Origin of the sequence: Leptospira hartskeerlii, from assembly GCF_002811475.1 — a bacterium.
Lineage (GTDB): Bacteria > Spirochaetota > Leptospiria > Leptospirales > Leptospiraceae > Leptospira_B > Leptospira_B hartskeerlii.
The window spans coordinates 186096-202177 of the sequence record NZ_NPDL01000003.1 but is presented as its reverse complement, the minus strand read 5'-3'; the positions used below and the strand labels follow the sequence as shown (position 1 = coordinate 202177).

The window sequence follows — 16082 nt, the reverse complement described above, 5'->3', positions numbered from 1 at the left end:
CGGAGAAGGTTGGTTTATTGGATAATGTCCAGGTGTTTGTCTAGATTCGCGATCCTTAAAATAGTCATCACGTCTCTGCTTAAGTTTCTGAGTTTCAGATGTCCATGCCTTTCGGTAACGTACTTTTGGGTATTGAAGATGGCACCGATCCCGGAAGAGTCCAAGTATACATCACCTTCGAAGTCTAGGATGATATCTTTATGGCCCTCGTCGAACTGGCGAATGATGAGTTCCTTTAACGCAAATGCGTTTTTTAGGCTTACATTCCCCTGGATCTTAACTACACAAGACCCTTGTTCTAGGGATACGTCTGTTTGAAAACCTTCCAATGAGTGGCTCCGATCTCTATTTCTCTGACTATCCTCGGGTTAAGAAAACAACGGATCTCTAAAAGAAATCTCGGAATTAATTTCCAAACCGGGAGGGAACCCGATCCAATAGACTAATTTGTGGCAAAGCGGAGGTAAACTCTTTTTTAGAACAAAAACTGAGCCAAATAAAATAAGAAATCGCTCGCAAAAACTAGTGATTCGGTAAAAGTAAGTGCTCGATTTTGTAGCGAAACTAAAGGTTTCGGACGATATTTAAAACTGTATGCGGATCAAATTCTGGGGAGTGCGGGGCTCCATTTCTTCCCCCGTTCAGGGAGACCTGATTCGATCTAAAATTCTTAGGATACTAAGCTTGGCATCTCCGTCCGACCTGCAAAGTCCGGAGGCAATCGAGGACTTTTTAGACTCCTTGGCACTCTCTAACTGGAGCACTTACGGCGGAAATACGACCTGCATTGAGATCCGGGATAAAGATGATAAACTTGTTATCATAGACGGTGGTACAGGGCTCCGCGAACTGGGAAACTCCATCTTACACGAGGGTTACGCTTCCGGAAAAGGAAAAGCGGTTTGGATCTTCACCCACACTCATTGGGACCACATCCAAGGAATTCCATTCTTCGTTCCTTTGTATACTCCAGGCAATAAATTCGAATTTGTAAGTTCTGTAGAAAATTTAGAAGAAAGATTGAGATACCAACACACGTTCACTCATTTTCCGGTTCCTTTCGATGGGTTCCAAGCGGAAAAAACTTTTCGACATGTTCCGGAAGGTAGGGCATTCAGAGTCACTGATTCTATTACCTCCATTTCTAAAGCAGTTCGGCATCCAGGTGGAAGTTTTTCTTATCGATTTGAAGAAGACGGTAAGGCGCTCATCTTTGCTTCAGACGCTGAATTCAATTTGGACGAGATGGAAAATATAGAAGATTATCTAAACTATTTCAGAGGTGCGGATGTTCTCGTTTTCGATACTCAATACACTTTTGAAGAGTCCTTGCAGAAAATTGATTGGGGGCATAGCACTGCTTCCATGGCGACTGATATCGCTCTTAGAGCGAATGTTAAAAAATTAGTAATGTTCCACCATGATCCTTCTTATGATGACGAAAAATTGGATGCAGTCTATCTACGTGCGATTAAATACAAAGAAATGTTTGATCCTGACAACCAATTAGAGATTATCATGGCAAGAGAAGGTCTGGAAATCCAAATTTAATCTTTAATTCAATCGATCAGGGAGAAGTTCGAATGAGTGAATATATCATCGGAATAGATGCCGGTACCACAGGTATACGTACTTTTTGTTTTAATAAATCGGGGGCAGTGATCTCGAGCGCTTATTCCGAATTTAAACAATACTTTCCAAAACCAGGTTGGGTGGAGCATGACCCTGAAGAGATCTGGGCTAAAACTGAAAAGCTGATCGTTAAAGCGATCCGCAATGGAAAGTTAAAACCTGAAAAAGCGGTTGCGATTGGGATCACCAACCAAAGAGAAACCACGGTATTATTTGATAAGGATACAGGCGCGCCTGTTTATAACGCGATCGTATGGCAATGCCGTAGGACCTCCGACTTCTGTTCCGGATTAAAGAAAGAAGGTTTAGAGCCTATATTCAGAAGAAAAACAGGCCTGGTCGTCGACGCTTATTTCAGCGGGACTAAGATCAGATGGATCTTGGACAATGTGAAAGGTGTTCGCGCAAAAGCAGAAAAAGGAAAGGTTTTATTCGGAACTATAGATACTTATTTATTGTATCGTTTAACTGCAGGAAAAGCCCATAAAACGGATCATACAAACGCGAGTAGAACACTTATCTTTAATATTGAAAAGAAAGAATGGGACAAGGAACTATTAAAGATATTACAAATACCTGAATCAATTCTACCCGAAACACATAACTCCAGCAGTTTGTTTGGGAGAACGGAAGGTGTAAAAGGATTGCCCGATGGTATTCCAATTTCTTCCCTAGTAGGAGACCAGCAAGGAGCGCTATTCGGACAATTGTGCACAGAGCCTGGAGAGGCAAAAAACACATATGGCACCGGATGTTTCTTATTATTCAACACTGGAAACAAATTACAAATTTCTAAAAATAACCTGATCACAACTCTTGCATGTGGGCCGGAAGGAAAAACAGTCTATTGTTTAGAAGGTTCTATTTTTATAGGTGGAGCCGTGATCCAGTATCTGAGGGACAATCTCAGATTCTTTAAGGAATCTAAACTTTCGGAAAAGATGGCTGCTTCTGTGACTAAAGATGATGATGTAGTATTTGTTCCTGCATTTTCCGGTTTGGGCGCTCCTTATTGGGATATGAATGCAAGAGGGGCAATTTTGGGTCTGACTAGGGATACTACCCAAGAACAGATCACTAGGGCTGCATTAAAATCTATTGCATTACAATCTTATGAACTAGTGGAAGCAATGGAGAATGATACCGGCTCTAAATTGAAAGTTCTAAAAGTGGATGGTGGAGCGACTGCCAATAATTGGCTTATGCAATACCAAGCCGATATTTTAGGTAAGAAGATCGTAAGGCCTTCTAACCTGGATACCACAGTTTTGGGAGCAGCATATCTCGCAGGATTGGAAAGAGGTTTTTATTCTTCCGTAAATGATCTGAAGAAGAACCAAAAAACTAGTAAGGAGTTTTCTCCTAAATTAAGTTCCAGTTTAAGAGAAAAAGAGATCCGAGTCTGGAAGGATTCGGTAAAAAGGATCCTTACCTCTGAATCCTGATTAGTAAGAGAAAGAGAGCAGGCTAAACTCCAAAGGTTTTCTTTCGGAATTGATGCCTGCTCCTATGATCAGTTTTGCCTGATCATACTTAGGGATTTCAATAATAGAATCTGCAGAGATTTTAAAAAATTCATACTGATCTCTTTCCTTCTTCGAAAGATAAATATCGATCCTTATAATATCCATATATTTTAAGAATCGAAAAAGTATTTTATTCTTTGTAATAGCGTAGAGTTCTATTTCGATAGAAGATCTATTTAAATTGTATTTATCTGCAGGGAAACCTTCAAATTCGATTTCTATCTTAAAAGTTTCTTCATCTGCAGAATTCCCATTGCGGGACAGGTTCTTATATACAGGAAAATTCCCTTCTTCATAATAGATCCTTCTGGAAAAACGTCTGAAGATCTCTTTCTCTACGATTTCGGGAAAAGATTCTCCAAGTTCAGGCTTTTTACTAGGGCCATCTAAGATCTGTTTCCATTTATTTTTCGATACATTCTTTTCTACCATTTTACGAACAGGGGGAGAAAGTTTCGAAACGGAAAATTTTAAGATCCTTTCATCCAATTTATTTAAAATAGAATTTAAGAATGGCCCATGTATTAATGGAAGTATTTCGATAGAAAAGATCCTATCTCTCAGAAATTTTGCGAATTCTATCTCATAAGTAAATAGATTAGAAACTAATCCTTGCTCTTCCGTAGGAGTTCCAGCATATAAAATTTTTACTAAACGAAATAGATAGGTTTTGCTTTCTGGATCAAAGTATAATTCTTCAATTTTTTTGATCACTTCCTCTTCATTCAATTCAGGGTTCACTATATCTCTGAGGGAGAGGTATTTAGTTGCGAACATTCTTCTTCGGAACATTCTATTGAGTATAAACTTTCCAGTTTGGATACTTCCCACTTGTGTTTGTAGATTCTCTCGGGTTATAAGGACCGGCCTAGGAGACCGAGCTGTTGGAGTTCCTACAACACTATAAGGATTCGAACGAATCGGATAGCGAACTTCTTCAACGATTTCCTGAGATTCTTTAGGGAATTTAGAATCCTCTGAATAGAGTAATCCTTCTGTAAATTTCAAATACGGAGGCGTTTTAATTGCGGAGCTTGGAGTGATTTTACGATCATATTCTAATTCATAAAGGAACTTAGGAATGAGTGCAGGTTGAGAATAGAGATAGGGTAGCTCTTCAATTTGATTTAATGGAAAATCATAAAAAGGAGCAATTTTAGAATGTACTCTTGCTACAGAATCAGGATTGCAGAATAAAAAATGATAATTCTCTCCCTCGAAGTAGATCATGGGAACGGTGAAAAGATCAATCTTCTTCGAATAGATCCGGATGTAAGACGGAAAGACCTGGCGCCTTTGTCTCTCTTTTGGAAAGTTTGGAAACCAGTTGTTTTTTAAATTGGATCCAGTCGTAAGTCTGTTTTAAGGAATCTAACTCTTCTTCAAAGCCGTATTGTAAAAAGTCCAGTGTCTCTTCTTCCGTGAGTCCTGTGACAAGGCTACTATCGGAAACTACGCGGAGAATTTTACGAATGTCTCTTTCGTTCCAGACTAGGATTCCTGAAAGTCTTACGACCCAATATTCATGGTCCATTCTTACAGAATCGCCGATTATTTCCGTTTGTTCAAGAGTAAATTAAGTTCTTAAAATTTTCTGATCACTAGAAGACTCATGTCGTCTTGTATTCTTCCGCCTGTATGTTTTACTACGTCGGAAAATAGATCGTCTATGAGTTTACGGATATTCTTCTTAGGAGCTGTTTCCAGAAATTTATATAAATTTTCTCCGTAGTATCCGCCAATACTTCTGTTCTTTTGTTCGAATAATCCGTCAGTGAAACAGAACAATATATCGTCCCTATCCATCTTAAAACTTTGAGAAGGTTTCGGTTTTTTTAGAGGTGAATTCATCACAGTAGAAAGGAATTTTCCGTCCGTGCTAACCACATACGTTTTGTCTTCTTTACTCTTATACAAAACTAGGCTTGGATGAATTCCTGAATGTAGAAAATTCCCCTTACTATCAGCCTTCATTAAAAGGAAAGTTGCGTATAAGCTACGGTGAATATGAGGATAAGTGTTGGTTCTTTCTTCCAAATGTTCTAATATTTGGTCTATGATCTCATGTGGAGTTTCGAATTTATGAACCAGATGGCCCATTTGGTTCATGATCATTAGGCTGAAGAGTCCGGCAACATATCCGTGACCGGAAGTGTCTCCTATCCCCATCCAATAATTTCCTTCTTTGTCTTTTAAGAAATTATAGAAGTCCCCTCCGATCGGGTTATAGGTCATACATCTTCCGCGGATCTCGTAATTTTCATCCACATAATCCAAAGGAAGAACGTAGTTTTGCATCCTACTGTCCCCTCTACGGAATCGTTTGATGATCTTTCCGAATTCCTGCTCTCTAGGTAGGATCTTTTCCGTGATAAACAAAACGAATGCGGAAAAATTAATGAATAAGGTGAAACAACATACTAAGATTAAAACGATCGGAACTCTAATTGGTAGAGTATAAAATTTAAGCCCTATTCCCAAACTGCCTAAAATGGAAAGATTTAGCACGATCAAAACCGGCCAAGCATCTTTAAAATAATGTTTGATCGTAGTGGAACTTCTCATCTTACCTTGAAATAGGCATGGCCTTGGTATTCTTTCTTAGAATAATTCCTGCGAGAGATCTTGAATAATTCATCTTCTGCATACGGTGTATTTGTCCCTTCCACGACACCAAAAGGTTTTTCTCTGTATCCTGATTCATAGATCATAGGGATTAAAGAATCGTTAGAAGGATCGTAATGATATAATAGTTTGTGGGAAGTTTCCAGGAAATTTATTTCAGGACCTGAGATTTGTTTTCCGTCTCTCCAAACGGATTCTTCCTTTTTGATCTTTTGTGTGATCAGTAAAAGCCAATTTCCCCGAGACTCATATTTTCCGGACCCTTCTATCTGGATTCGTCGGATTTCTCCTTTTTCTTCGATCTCCCTCAAGTAGTATTTTTGGAATGATTTTTCTGAAGTAGAAAACTCCAATTTTTCAGATTGGTTTTCCTTGTAAGTTACTGAGGTTAAAGGGGAAAAGGGAGGAAGTTTCTTACTATATGTTCCCTTCAGAGTCATATCGCTGGAAGACTCAGGTCTTTCCGGAAGCTCTCTGATCCAAGAAGGTGGAAAACATCCGGAAAAAAAAGAAAGAAGTACAAGTATCCTTAAGGCCGAGAGTATATCTTTCATTGGAAAATCTTAGAGGCCGCTCCTAAAATTGGAAGTAAATAAACTCTCCTCCACCGTCCCCGAATATACCCATTAATAAAAGTATAACAAAGGAGAAGGAAGGTAATAACCAACGGAATCTAATCTGAATTTTTTCTCTAATGCTTGGATAATATTGAACCGCATTCCATAGGAAGGTGAATAAAATGAACGCAGCTAATTCTTCCCAGCGTACCAATGCTTTTCCGCCTATGATATTTAAGAAACCTGTAAAATAGTCCCAAGCCAAACTGAGCGAATTTTTACCCGCGGCCGCAGTTCGGAAGAAGATACCTGAGATCGCAAATAAATGGATGATCAGCGCCACTTTCCAGAAACGTTTCCATCCTCTTGGTTCTTCTTCCTTTTTAGGATCGCCAGGAGAGAAAAATCTTTCGGCTCCCAGGATCAGACCTAAATAAGCGCCCCAAATCACGTAACCAAAGTTTGCACCATGCCACAAGCCACCCAAAGTCATTGTAATCATGGAATTCGCTTGCGTTCTCCAGAATCCGCCCCTGCTTCCGCCTAATGGAATATATAGATAATCTCTCAGCCAAGTGGATAAGGTAACATGCCAGCGTCCCCAAAACTCTCTGAAACTTGGAGAAAGGAAAGGTCCTCTGAAGTTTTCAGGGATCTCATAACCAAGTAAGTATGCGGAACCTCTTGCCATATCGGTGTATCCGCTGAAATCACAATACACTTGGCAGGCAAATCCGAATGTTACCAGATATAAACTGAAAAAATTATATTCTCCCGGATGCTGGTAAATTCCGGAAATGATCCCGGAGATATTATCAGCAATCACTACCTTCTTAAATAGACCGGAAAGAATAAGAAAAATCCCCCATTGAACTCGATTGAAATCAATTGCAGGTTTGTCTAGCTTAGGAAGGAAGTCAGTAGTCCTCATGATCGGTCCTGCGATCAATTGAGGGAAGAATAGAATGAATAAGAAATAATCTATGGAAGAAATTCTTTCCGGAACATGGTCCCTATGAATATCCACCTGCAGAGCGATCAATTGGAATGTATAAAAGCTGATCGCGAGAGGAAGAGGTATATGAATCCCTTTTCCGAATTCTGAAAATTGCAATGAACCTGTAAAGAAGTCCAGTGAATCCAGAAAGAAATAGAAATATTTGAAGAATGCTAGGTTAACAAAATTAAGAACTATGATCCAAGTTAGAAGTTTAGATGTGGATTTACCTTCTCTTTTATTCTTCCAAAGTTTGAGAGAAAAATAGAAGTTTACTGCGATCACGAGTAAAAAGTGGATCGAAAATGCAGCACCTGAATAAAAGTAGAAAAGAAGAGAAGAAACTAAAAGTAAAGGCTTTCTTCCTTTTTGAGGAAGACTCCAATACAATAAGAATGTAAGCGAAAATAAAGCTAGATAGGGTAGGGAGTTAAAAAGCATTTTAGAATTATTTTATAAAAACCTTATTCGGGTGAGAACAGATAATGCAATTTATGATCCGGAGAGATCCGGAAAGGCAACAGAGATTCCAAAATTGTAGGACCAGTTCCTGTATTGCTGTCTATTTGGTAGAAGTTCTCCGGTTGAGGTCCTTTATAAGAATAGAATACAATCCTTGGACTAAGTGTTGAAGAAGCTTTATAACCGGGAAGTCTAGTCACTTGAACCACTGCGTCTTCGAAATAACCGATCGAATCAATGAGTCCTGTTTCCAATGCTTGGTTTGCAGAGTAAATTCTTCCGTCCGCTAGTTTTCTAAGGTCGGATTCTTTTAGTTTAGGTCTTCCTTTTTTGATAATACTCAAAAACCTTTCGTAATTCTCCATGATGATATCTTGGAAAACTTTCTTCTGCTCCGGAGTAAATTCTTCTATAGGATTGCCTGTAGCCTTGTTTGGACCAGAACGAATTGTGCTACTTTTGATCCCAAGTTTGTCTAATGCTTCTTTCGCATTGATCCCAAATCTAAGAACTCCAATGGAACCTGTGATTGTAGTAGGATGAGCTTGTATATGGTCAGTTGCCATACTCAGATAATATGCACCGGAAGCAGCGGTGTCCATGAATAGGGAGAGGACCGGCACATTCTTCTTCTTTTTGAATTCTAAAATTTCGTGATGAATTAGATCGCTCGCAGTAACGGAACCGCCTGGAGAATCTATTTTTAAGATCACCCCTTTGATAGCAGGATCTGTTGCTGCCATGGACAAATAGGTTTTGACCCTGCTGACAATGCTGTCCTTTTCTCCACCTAAAATTCCTCCTGAGGATTTTTGTCCGGAGATCTCGCCCTCAATCGGGATGAGTAATATTTTATCAGGACTTTCTGTAGAAGAACCGGTGACTAGTTTTTCTTTGGGAATCGGAGAAGATTGGTTCGGAAAAGAAAGAAACAAACATTGGCTTAAAAACAAGATTCCTAATACAAATAAAAGGGATTTATGCAATAGGAATTTCATTAGCAAGCCTCATGTCCCATTCTGGGAGGCCTAGGTATCGCTTCAATTCCTTTCCTTTCTGTTTGGCGTCCAAAAAAAAGTCTCATATCCGTTTTTTACTTTCCCTCTCAGCTAGTTTTCCCAACCTCCTTCCCGCAATGTATGAATTTCGGACGGAGAACTCTCGTTTTTTGACCGACGGTACCCAATGGTTTTCTTGGGACTGGACTCATCCAATCACAAAGGAAAGTTTTCCGATCATTCTTCCTTACGATAAAAAACTAAGTGTATTCGAATCCGGTAATTTTCTAATGTTTCCTTGGGTGAATCGACATGCTTCAAAAGAATTCATTCTAAACGGAAAGGACTGGAATGCTAAGGAGCTGATCCGAGATCCTAACCAGTTTCCGGTTCATGGCCTTGTACATTCTTTAGAGAGAAAACTTTTGAAACTGAAGAATAACCAAAAAGGCGCAGAGTTCAGAGTGAACTTTCCGGAAGAATGGAAGGATTCCCCGCTTTCCGGAGTTGCAATCCGAGAAGAATATTCAATCGAAGAAACTTCTTCCGGGACTCTCCTAAGTGTGAAGACTAGATTTAATAATTTAAGATCTGATTCTATTCGATTTGCTTACGGCTATCATCCATATTTAAGTTTAGGAAAAAATGATGAAGAATGGAAACTTAGTCTTCATCTAGACAAAAATTTGGAATTAGGTGAAGACTTAGTTCCAATACAACCATTTATTTCCAATCCAATTTCTTCCGTTTTAGAAGGGGATAATATTCCAAGCCTAGATCATTTGTTCTACGGAAAAGAACCTAGAGTTGTTTTGGAGAATAGAACCAAAAAATACTCCATCACTGTTTTAAGTCCTCCACCGGAAGAAGGACAAATTTCATTAAAGTATTATCAAATTTATACAAAGCCGGATCGTTCCGCAATCGCAGTCGAACCTTGTAGTTCTCCCGGTAATGCTCTCTTGTCAGGGCAGGATCTAAAAGAGCTAAAAGGTCACTCCGAAACCTTCGGAGAATTCAGGATTTTGGTGAGATCGTTATGATTCGGCCTTATAATCGCTTTCTTCTTGACAAGGAAGGGGTCATTTTCAGTCTAAGTTTTAGGGGAGATTCCACGCCGTGAGTAAACCGTTAATCGTACAAAGTGATAAGACTATGCTTCTAGAGGTGGACAATCCTGAATTCGAAGCTTGCCAGCTAGTCGTAGCTAAATTCGCGGAATTAGAAAAAAGTCCCGAGTATCTACACACTTATAGAATTTCTCCTCTTTCCTTGTGGAACGCTGCATCTATCAAAATGAGTGCAGACGAGATCGTAGAATGTTTGGAAAAATATTCTAGATATTCAGTTCCGAAAAACGTAGTCAACGAGATCAAAGAACAGATCGGAAGATACGGAAAAGTAAAACTAGTCAAGGAAGAGAATGGAGATCTTTGTATCATCTCCAACGAAAAAGGATTTTTACAAGAGATCTCTAATCATAGAGCTGTTCAGCCTTATATAGAAAAGACTGAGAACGATAAGATCTATATTAAAAAAGAATTCAGAGGCCATATCAAACAGGCGCTGATCAAGATCGGTTTCCCCGTAGAGGACCTTGCAGGTTATGACGAAGGAAACAAATATGGATTCAATCTAAGACCTACTACCAAGTCCGGAAGAAAGTTCGGAATGAGAGACTACCAAAGAGCCTCCGTGGAAGTATTCCATGCTGGTGGTGGAAACGAAGGTGGATCCGGAGTAGTGGTACTTCCCTGCGGTGCCGGTAAAACTATCGTAGGTATCGGTGTGATGCAGATCGTGGGAGCAGAAACTCTGATCCTGGTTACGAACACACTTTCTATCCGTCAGTGGAAAAACGAAATTTTAGACAAAACAGATATTCCTGAATCGGATATTGGGGAATACTCCGGAGAAGTGAAGGAGATCAAACCGATCACAATCGCTACTTATAATATTCTCACGCACAGAAAGAAAAAGGGCGGAGATTTCACCCACTTCCATCTATTCAGCGCGAATAACTGGGGACTTATCGTTTATGATGAGGTTCACTTACTTCCGGCTCCTGTATTTAGAATGACTTCCGAATTACAGGCAAAAAGAAGATTGGGTCTTACTGCGACTCTTGTTCGAGAAGACGGATTGGAAGAGGATGTATTCAGTTTGATCGGGCCTAAAAAATACGATGTGCCTTGGAAAGAACTGGAAAGCAAATCCTGGATCGCAGAAGCAAAATGTAAAGAGATCCGCGTTTCCATGGAAGACGATCTTCGTATGAGATATTCTATCGCAGACGATAGAGAGAAGTTCCGCTTAGCCTCAGAAAATCCTGAAAAGTTAAAAGCGATCGGGATGATCATGAAAAAGCACTCCGAGTCTCATTTGCTCGTGATTGGACAGTACATCAATCAGTTGGAAGAGATCTCCAAAACGTTCAAAATTCCTTTGATCACAGGAAAAACTCCTTTGGGAGAAAGACAGGAATTGTACGATGCCTTCAGATCGGGTAGGATCAAGTCTTTGGTAGTGAGCAAGGTTGCAAACTTCTCCATCGACTTGCCGGATGCGAATATTGCCATCCAGGTTTCCGGGACTTTCGGTTCTCGTCAGGAAGAGGCGCAACGTTTGGGACGTATCTTAAGACCGAAGGGCGAAGATAATACTGCAGTTTTCTATTCTTTGATTTCGAGAGATACAAACGAAGAAAGATTCGGTCAGAACAGACAACTTTTCCTTACGGAACAAGGTTACGAATACGAAATATACACTCTGGACCAATTCGGGGAATCCCTCGAAGAGAAAGTCGGAGCATAATAAAAAAAGAGGTCTAAATGGAATGGAACGCAAGAAGGCTAGATGTGATCGAGCCTTCACCCACTTTAGCAATCAGCGCTAAGGCGGCAGAACTAAAAAAGAAAGGCGAAGACATCGTAAGTTTCGGAGCAGGAGAGCCTGACTTCGAGACGCCGGTTCATATTAAAGAGGCTGCTAAAAAAGCGATCGATAAGGGAATGACCCGTTACACAGCCGTTTCCGGTACGGTGGAACTCCGAGATGCAATCATCACTAAATTCAAAAGAGATAATGGACTGGAATATTCCAGAAACCAGATTATTGTAGGAACTGGCGGTAAGCAGGTTATCTATAATTTCTTCTTAGCTACTTTAAATCCCGGAGATGAGGTCGTGATCCCAGCTCCTTATTGGGTAAGCTATGCTGATATAGTTCGTCTGGCAGAAGGTAAGGCAGTCATTGTTCCTACCAGCAAAGCCGACAATTTCCGTATTTCTCCTGCACAACTTGAGAAAGCGATCACACCTAAAACAAAGGTAGTGGTTTTGAACTCTCCGTCCAACCCGACAGGTTCCGCATATTCCAGAAAAGAATTGGAAGCATTGGGAGAAGTGATCTTAAAACATAAGGTCATGGTTTTAAGCGACGATATCTATGAGAGTATCGTTTTTGACGGATTCCAATTTTCAAATCTGGCAATGCTTTCTCCTGAACTGAAAGAGCTTACATTCGTTGCGAATGGAGTGTCCAAGGCATACTCCATGACAGGTTGGAGGATCGGTTATGGTGCGGGACCTTTGCATATTATCCAAAACATGGATACTATCCAAAGCCAGTCTACATCCAATCCTTCTTCTATTTCCCAGGCTGCCGCAGAAGCCGCACTGACTGGAGACCAGGCTTGTGTGGCCGAAATGGCTAAAGCATTCCAAAAGAGAAGGGACCTAATCGTCGGACTTTTAAATGAGATCCCAGGCGTGGAAGTGAATGTTCCTCAAGGTGCATTCTATGTATTTCCGTATCTGACTGGAGCTTATGAAACGGACGGTTTCAAAAAACTGCAGGCAGCAAGTTCAGAGACGAGCAAGAGTAAATTGTTCTGTGCTCATCTTCTGGATAAGTATAAAGTAGCAGCAGTTCCAGGGATTGCATTTGGGGACGATAATGCACTTCGTCTATCTTATGCGATGGGAGAAGAAGATATCAAAAAAGGTGTCGCAAGAATTTCCGAAATGATAAAGGACTTCTCCCGTTAAAAGAATGTATTTACTCCGGTTAGTATATCTAATACTGATCGCGGCCTGTACATTCTCCATTTCTGCTCAAGGCAGAAAGCAGTACATCGTTTTAGATCCGGGAACGGAACTATATCTGTTCCCGGAAAAAAAATCGGAAGTGCTGCGTAAACTTTCTTTTGGCGAAATTCTCTCCGCAGAAAACCAAAAGGAAGCAGACTCCAAATTCCAATTACTCACAGACAAAGACGGACTCACCGGTTGGGCAGATTCCCGTTCCCTATTTAGAATGGGAAGTAAGGGAAGTTATCCGGTTATCACAAAAGCAATCGAAAAACTTCTCTACCAAGATTCAGGACCGAACGAGTTAGAATCCGTTTTTACCTATTTAACAAAAATAGAAGAAGGTCCTATCTTCCAGGGAAACGAGTATTTGTTCCTAAAGATCCGTAGGTTAGTTGTTCTGCAAAGATATGCAGAAGTTTTACAATCTCCTGAATATAGATCCAAATCCAGACAGAAGTTAGAAGATCTTTTAAAGAATAATCCTACTGAACTTGGAGTATATTCTAAAACGGGAACTTGGACAGACATATTATCCAATGCACCGGAAGGTTCTAAATTAAAAGTAAGACCGGAAACTTTTTGGAAAGTAGCGGAAGCATATCCAAATTCTAAGCCCGGGGACTTTGCAGCTTACTTGGCTGTAAAGTATACACCTGAGATCCGATGCGGAAGAGATCCAATTTGTGTTTTGCAAGACGAGGAAAGTCGTAGGTTGAAATATTTACTTCTTCAGCCGAACGGAAACTATGCTCCTATCTTCTCTTCTCATTTAGAAAAACGGTTACTTCATTTTTCCAAAGACAGAGAAACCTTGGTATGTGATACGAAACTTCCTAAAGAATCAGTGCTTAAAAATTTTAGAAATAAAGTGCAAGAACTACCCTCAAGATACGGAAAGAAGTTCTATTCTAAGCTCAAAGTGATAGAAGAGGAATGTTTAAAGAAGTGAAACTTTTCTTTAAAGAATATCCAGCTAAAGAAACTGCAACCCTTACTACTCCCATTTTAATATTACACGGACTATTCGGTTCTTCCAAAAACTGGGTAAGCGTTGCCGATTTTTTAAGCCATTATTCCACAGTATACAGTCTGGATCTCAGAAACCACGGAGATTCTCCTCATTCTTCAGAACATTCTTTAAGTGCAATGGCGGAAGATATAAAGGAATTTATAGAAGATCATAAACTGAATAAAGTAATTTTACTCGGTCATTCTATGGGAGGTTTAGTCGCAATGACATTCTCTCTTAGATACCCTGAAAGGGTAGAGGATCTAATTATCCAAGATATTGCGCCTAGAGACTATGAATTTAAATACGACGGCGAACTTGCAGTTTTAAGAACGGATCTTTCTACTTTTAAGAACAGGCAAGAAATAGATTCGGTTAGCTCTCATTTCGTATCGAATCCTTTTATTCGAAACTTTTTACTAATGAACCTGGATAGAACGGAATCAGGTCAATATCGCTGGAAATTGAATGTGGATGCAATCTCACATTCTAAAAATATGTTCCGATCTGAGTTTTCCGACGTAAGCAAGCAATATTCAGGAAAGGTAATGTTTATCATCGGCGGAGATTCCGAATATTTCCGCACAAGTGATAAGATCGTATGTTTGGAATATTTTCCGAACGCCAAATTTGAAACGATCCCAGGCGGAGATCATTATATCCATTTCACGAAAGCGGAAGAATTTCGTAAGATCCTTTCTTCCTTTATGGATTCTATTGTTTCCGGTTCGGGAAAATAAACCCTGCGATTAAAGCGAAAGTCCAGAATAAGACCATCCCAAGTGGAACGAGAACCGTGAAATTGTAATTTTTCACTGTTCCTGAAATTCCAGTTACTAAGATAGAACTTGCTAATGCCAAAGCTAATCCAAGATCTGAAACAGTGATTCTTTTTCGCAAGAAAGGGATCACTTCCGTTAAGAACACCGCAACCATCGAACCTACAGTGAAAGAAGAGATTTTTAGTCCTAACTCCAAAAGTCCTTTTGTATAATTTTCAGGAAGGGAGAAAAAGAAGAAGGAACTAAAGAAAAGCAACATCCCGAAGAATATAGAGGAAACCTTTTGTCCTCCTAAATTCCAACCGAAATCCGCCTTTGCAGTCAAAGATAGCGAGTTTATGGAACTGGATAATGTAGACATAGTGGATGCCAATATCCCAGAAAGTAAAAGCCCTAAGAACGGCGTTGGAACCTCTTCTATTAGAAATTTAGAAAATACTTTGTCTTGTGCGATTGTTTGTCCGTTAAATTTGTAGAATAAGAAAGTCCCGATTGCTAAAAATAATACCATTTGGAAGAAAACTGCAATTCCTGAGCTGATCATTGCTTTTTGAGCATCTTTTACGTTTTTCGCGGCAAGTGATCTTTGGATAAACATTTGGTCTGCGCCATGCGTCCCTAAACTAAGCAAGGCTCCTCCGAGCACTGCCCAAGGTAGGAAGTAAGTTGCAGAAGTATTCTCCCATTCCAAAATCCTAAGTTTGTTTCCTTCCCAAGCGGAAGAGATAACTGTTAATGGTTCCGGACTTGATTGGTAAAGAAGAAAGAGTGCAAATACTCCACCGAATACATATACAAAATATTGTAATGTGTCTACCCAGACGACGGATCTGAATCCACCTTGCATCGTGTATAAAACGGTGATCAATGTGACTATTGCTAAGGTCCAAACTCCGATCGAGTACTGATTAAATGAATATGGTAGAATTTTAGGAAGTCCGAGCTCCAGTAACATCGCAACTGGAAGTGTGGATGCGTAAAGTCTGACGCCGTCTCCCAAAATTCGAGTCACTGAAAAAAGACCTGACATTGTTTTTTGGGACTTTCTTCCGAATCTGGTTCCTACCCATTCGTAAACGGAGAGAAAATTATGATGGTAGGTAAGTGGGATCAATACTAATGCAACGACTGTTCTTCCTAAAATATATCCGAACACAACTTGCAAGAATGTAAAGTTTCCTGAATAAGCAATTCCAGGAACGGAAAGAAAGGTCAATGCGGAGGTTTCCGTCGCTACAATGGAAAGTGAAAGCGGAACCCAAGAAAGAGATCTGTTCGCTAAGAAGAATTCCTTAGATTCTGAACTATTACGTCCGGATTTATAACCGGAATACAGAACGATCCCAAAATAAAAAAATAAAACCAGAGCATCGGACCAAGCAAAATGCATACGCGAGCAT

The 16082-nt window shown here is 39.9% G+C and carries 15 protein-coding genes; 7 read left to right on the top strand and 8 right to left on the bottom strand.

Annotation, left to right across the window (positions count from 1 at the left end; translation table 11 throughout):
• Positions 1–14: 14 nt before the first annotated feature.
• Positions 15–329, bottom strand: coding sequence for an STAS domain-containing protein (locus tag CH352_RS06320; protein ID WP_020768055.1), 315 nt, complete (start codon positions 327–329; stop codon positions 15–17).
• A gap of 265 nt (positions 330–594) precedes the next feature.
• On the opposite strand from CH352_RS06320, the gene CH352_RS06315 reads away from it, so the two are divergent.
• Positions 595–1551 (top strand): MBL fold metallo-hydrolase, encoded by a 957-nt coding sequence (locus CH352_RS06315; protein WP_100705981.1) that lies wholly within the window; start codon positions 595–597, stop codon positions 1549–1551.
• Between the two features lie 32 nt (positions 1552–1583).
• Positions 1584–3077, top strand: coding sequence for a glycerol kinase GlpK (gene glpK, locus CH352_RS06310; protein WP_100705980.1), 1494 nt, complete (start codon positions 1584–1586; stop codon positions 3075–3077).
• Here glpK and CH352_RS06305 read toward each other — a convergent pair whose 3' ends face one another.
• The 6 genes from CH352_RS06305 to sppA are packed head-to-tail and all read right to left on the bottom strand — an operon-like array spanning position 3078 to position 8797.
• Positions 3078–4388 (bottom strand): hypothetical protein, encoded by a 1311-nt coding sequence (locus CH352_RS06305; protein ID WP_100705979.1) that lies wholly within the window; start codon positions 4386–4388, stop codon positions 3078–3080. It lies immediately after the preceding gene.
• Between the two features lie 16 nt (positions 4389–4404).
• Positions 4405–4692 (bottom strand): hypothetical protein, encoded by a 288-nt coding sequence (locus CH352_RS06300; protein WP_100705978.1) that lies wholly within the window; start codon positions 4690–4692, stop codon positions 4405–4407.
• A gap of 50 nt (positions 4693–4742) precedes the next feature.
• On the bottom strand, positions 4743–5723 hold the full coding sequence (locus CH352_RS06295; RefSeq protein ID WP_100705977.1) for a PP2C family protein-serine/threonine phosphatase: 981 nt from the start codon (positions 5721–5723) through the stop codon (positions 4743–4745).
• Positions 5720–6337, bottom strand: a complete 618-nt coding sequence (locus CH352_RS06290) for a hypothetical protein (RefSeq protein ID WP_100705976.1) — start codon at positions 6335–6337, stop codon at positions 5720–5722. The genes CH352_RS06295 and CH352_RS06290 overlap by 4 nt, the downstream gene beginning before the upstream one ends.
• A gap of 22 nt (positions 6338–6359) precedes the next feature.
• Positions 6360–7778 carry an MBOAT family O-acyltransferase gene (locus tag CH352_RS06285; RefSeq protein WP_100705975.1) on the bottom strand — a complete coding sequence of 473 codons (1419 nt, stop codon included), beginning with the start codon at positions 7776–7778 and terminating at the stop codon, positions 6360–6362.
• 23 nt (positions 7779–7801) lie between these two features.
• Positions 7802–8797 carry a signal peptide peptidase SppA gene (gene sppA, locus CH352_RS06280; RefSeq protein WP_100705974.1) on the bottom strand — a complete coding sequence of 332 codons (996 nt, stop codon included), beginning with the start codon at positions 8795–8797 and terminating at the stop codon, positions 7802–7804.
• A 170-nt stretch (positions 8798–8967) separates the two neighbouring features.
• On the opposite strand from sppA, the gene CH352_RS06275 reads away from it, so the two are divergent.
• The 5 genes from CH352_RS06275 to CH352_RS06255 all read left to right on the top strand — a co-directional run bounded on the left by CH352_RS06275 (position 8968) and on the right by CH352_RS06255 (position 14640).
• Positions 8968–9840 (top strand): aldose epimerase family protein, encoded by an 873-nt coding sequence (locus CH352_RS06275; RefSeq protein ID WP_100706248.1) that lies wholly within the window; start codon positions 8968–8970, stop codon positions 9838–9840.
• 76 nt (positions 9841–9916) lie between these two features.
• Positions 9917–11611 carry a DNA repair helicase XPB gene (locus CH352_RS06270; protein ID WP_100705973.1) on the top strand — a complete coding sequence of 565 codons (1695 nt, stop codon included), beginning with the start codon at positions 9917–9919 and terminating at the stop codon, positions 11609–11611.
• Positions 11612–11628: 17 nt separating this feature from the next.
• Entirely contained in the window at positions 11629–12846 is a 1218-nt protein-coding gene (locus CH352_RS06265) for a pyridoxal phosphate-dependent aminotransferase (protein WP_100705972.1), read from the top strand.
• A gap of 4 nt (positions 12847–12850) precedes the next feature.
• Positions 12851–13840 (top strand): hypothetical protein, encoded by a 990-nt coding sequence (locus CH352_RS06260; protein WP_100705971.1) that lies wholly within the window; start codon positions 12851–12853, stop codon positions 13838–13840.
• Positions 13825–14640: an alpha/beta fold hydrolase gene (locus CH352_RS06255; protein ID WP_100705970.1), complete on the top strand. Its 816-nt coding sequence runs from the start codon at positions 13825–13827 to the stop codon at positions 14638–14640. The genes CH352_RS06260 and CH352_RS06255 overlap by 16 nt, the downstream gene beginning before the upstream one ends.
• Here the strand turns inward: CH352_RS06255 and CH352_RS06250 are convergent.
• Positions 14615–16072 carry a sodium:solute symporter family transporter gene (locus CH352_RS06250; RefSeq protein ID WP_100705969.1) on the bottom strand — a complete coding sequence of 486 codons (1458 nt, stop codon included), beginning with the start codon at positions 16070–16072 and terminating at the stop codon, positions 14615–14617. The genes CH352_RS06255 and CH352_RS06250 overlap by 26 nt on opposite strands.
• Positions 16073–16082 lie beyond the last annotated feature (10 nt).